We start from the raw sequence: 2,502 nt of genomic DNA on the forward strand, positions 1-2,502 counted from the left end.
GGGCTGCATATAGCCCAGACTCGGGAACTCATCGAATATGAAAGTCAGCGGCGGTTGGCTGCGCTGCTTGGGCTCCTGCCGCGTCATGGTTGATAGTGCCAGGCCCAGCATGACGCGCAGCACGCTTTTGTATGTGCTCAGGTGTTCCGGCGGCACGATGATGTAGAGGGTCGCGATCTCATCGCGCAGCTCTTCAAGGTGAAAGCTGCTACCTCTCGTTGCTGTCGCCAGGTGTTCGCTGTCCCATATCGTCGTTTGCGCCTGGGCCGTCGAGATGACGCCGCTTCGCTCACGGTCTGCCTTCTGCAACAGCATATTGGCGGCACGTACGACGAAGGCCGCATTGGAAGCCGCCATATCATCGCGCACGAACTCAAGGAACGCCTTCTGATCGAGGGTCAGCAGCTCGCGCACGCGCTGCATGTTCCGATTGCCTTCTTCTTCCGTTTCGGTCACATAGCCGATAAGGCCAGCCAGCAGGTTCTTGGCGGCTTCTTTCCAGTGGTTGCCTTCCTCCTCATCTTTCCCGGGCACGATGAGCATGTCGGCGACGAGCATGGCGTCATCGAAGGCAGCCGGGGTGCCGCGCCGCACGAAGTCCAGCGGATTGAATTGGTCTGTTTCATCCTCGAAGGGGGCGAACCGGAAGACCTTGCCGAACTCATATCGCTTCTGGCCAGACAGTTTGTAGTTTTCGCCCTTGATGTCGTTGACGACCATGCTGCCCTGGTAGGTCAGCAGGTTGGGGATGATGTGGCAGGTTCCCTTGCCAGTCCTGGTCGGGGCAACAGTGATCAGATGCTGATCGCCGTCGTAGTACATCGCGCTGCCATTGGCCGCGCCCAGGAATAGCGGCCCTGGCTTGATGCCTGGGTAGGCATTGCGGCTCCAATCAGCCGTGCCGTGGGCGTTCGCCGACGACAACACTGCCGCGTCGAGTATGGCTTGCATGTCGCGCCGCTGCCGCCAGACCGAAATGGCATAGGCGATGAAGATGGCGAGAGCAATAATGAAAAGGATTTGGAGTACTGACCACAGGGTATCGAGACTCATCGCGGGGCTCCCGCGACTGGCGGAAGCGGCACGGCCCGCAGACGCCGCCGCCGGAACAGTGCCGGGGCAATCAAAAGGGGCAGGATTTCCCCGACGAAGAAGGACGCGAGTACAGATGCACCCTTGTCAGCGAAGCGAACACCCGGAGCGACACCGGAGTAGTAGATTGCGGTGTAGCGCGAAAAGCCGTTGCTCTCGCGGGTTTCCCTTTCTCCCGTGACGACAACTAGGCTGTCCTTCTCAGTGGATTCAGCCCAATCCCAGGCCAGCACGTTGAACACGACCAGAAGTGCCAACAGAGCCAATACCTGTTGGCCCAAAGGTAGATCCGAACTCACTGGCGTGACGGCTTGGCCCCTCTGCCGCCGCAGCCAAAACCATAGAGCCGCAAGAGGCAAGCCGATGCCGATGAGGAAGGACAGGGCGTAAGAGGTTAGCGGCCCAAGAAATGGAATGCCCGGCAAGATGCCGGTGTACTGAATGTTGCCAGTGCCGTCTTGGCTTTTGTATAGAGGTATGCCAATGACCATATCGTCGAAGAACGTCGCCAAGTCCCACGCCACAACATTGCAAACGACGATCAGGACGAGCCAGGCCGCTACGACGCGCTTCTTTTCGCGACTCAGCGCGCGCCAGAGCCAGATAAGCAACCGGGCAAGAGCGATGGGCAGCACGAGCCCGATAAACAAGGCGACGGCGTACGAGTACCAGACGCTATCGAAGTAGAAGCGCGCGGGGCGCAGCACAATACGCTCGATCCCGGTCTCGGTCTGGTGGGAATAGAGCGGAATAACCCCTGGTATCTCCAATGCCTGGGGGCGTATGTCCCACGCGACGACGTTCAGCAAGACCAGCAGCGCAAGCGTGACCCAGGTTCGCGGGCGTTTCCACATTGCGATTTCCCCGTGGCGTGCCCCTGACAGGCGCGCGTAAAGGAAATGCCTGCCGTGAGCGGGCCAGACCTCTCACCTGCAGCGGGGTGAGAGAGGCGCGACATGAGAAAGGAGTCGGTGCGGGCAGCTACAGCCACGGCGGACGAATGCCCCGCACAGAACGAGGTGGTGCAGGCCGAAGCGGAATGTGGAAGACTTGGTTCTCGGTCGGTGCGATGCCCCGGTGCTTCTGTATAGCCCCGCCGCAGCCCCGCAAGAGACGCCCATGCTGGATGATGACCGCTACGTTTTCCGTATAGATGCCTTCACCCCCGAGACCATCCCGATGGCTCGGTTGGCGGCGTACATGGCAGAGCTGGCAGCCATGCTGGGCGAGGAGGACAACGTACACTTCGAGAAGATCACAACGGGCAGCGCCAAGCTGGCCGTGAAAGTTGAGCGGCCGGCCGTCGCCAAGGTTCGCAACAACGTCAACGAAGCCCGGATGGGTGTTCGTGGTACCAGAGGCGACCGCTACCGCAAGCTCAATGAGATGCTCCGCAGTGACAACGCAGAG

At 60.3% G+C, this 2,502-nt stretch carries 3 protein-coding genes; 1 reads left to right on the forward strand and 2 read right to left on the reverse strand.

What is annotated here, in order from left to right:
• The coding region (locus OD750_RS06920) for a type IV secretory system conjugative DNA transfer family protein (RefSeq protein WP_272841839.1) at positions 1-1,053 on the reverse strand (1,053 nt) is incomplete at its 3' end.
• A complete protein-coding gene (locus OD750_RS06925) occupies positions 1,050-1,946 on the reverse strand; it encodes a hypothetical protein (protein WP_263543935.1) in 897 nt (298 codons plus the stop codon). The genes OD750_RS06925 and OD750_RS06920, both read right to left, overlap by 4 nt.
• A gap of 265 nt (positions 1,947-2,211) precedes the next feature.
• Between OD750_RS06925 and OD750_RS06930 the strand changes: the two genes are divergently transcribed.
• A partial coding sequence (locus OD750_RS06930) for a hypothetical protein (RefSeq protein WP_272841840.1) occupies positions 2,212-2,502 on the forward strand: 291 nt, incomplete at its 3' end.

This window comes from Tahibacter soli (genome assembly GCF_025717065.2).
GTDB classification, from domain to species: Bacteria; Pseudomonadota; Gammaproteobacteria; order Xanthomonadales; family Rhodanobacteraceae; genus Tahibacter; species Tahibacter soli.

What these genes read in the sequence shown, in the direction of transcription:
- OD750_RS06925 (WP_263543935.1), bottom strand. Translation starts at nt 1,946, where the DNA reads ATGTGGAAACGCCCGCGAACCTGGGTCACGCTTGCGCTGCTGGTCTTG.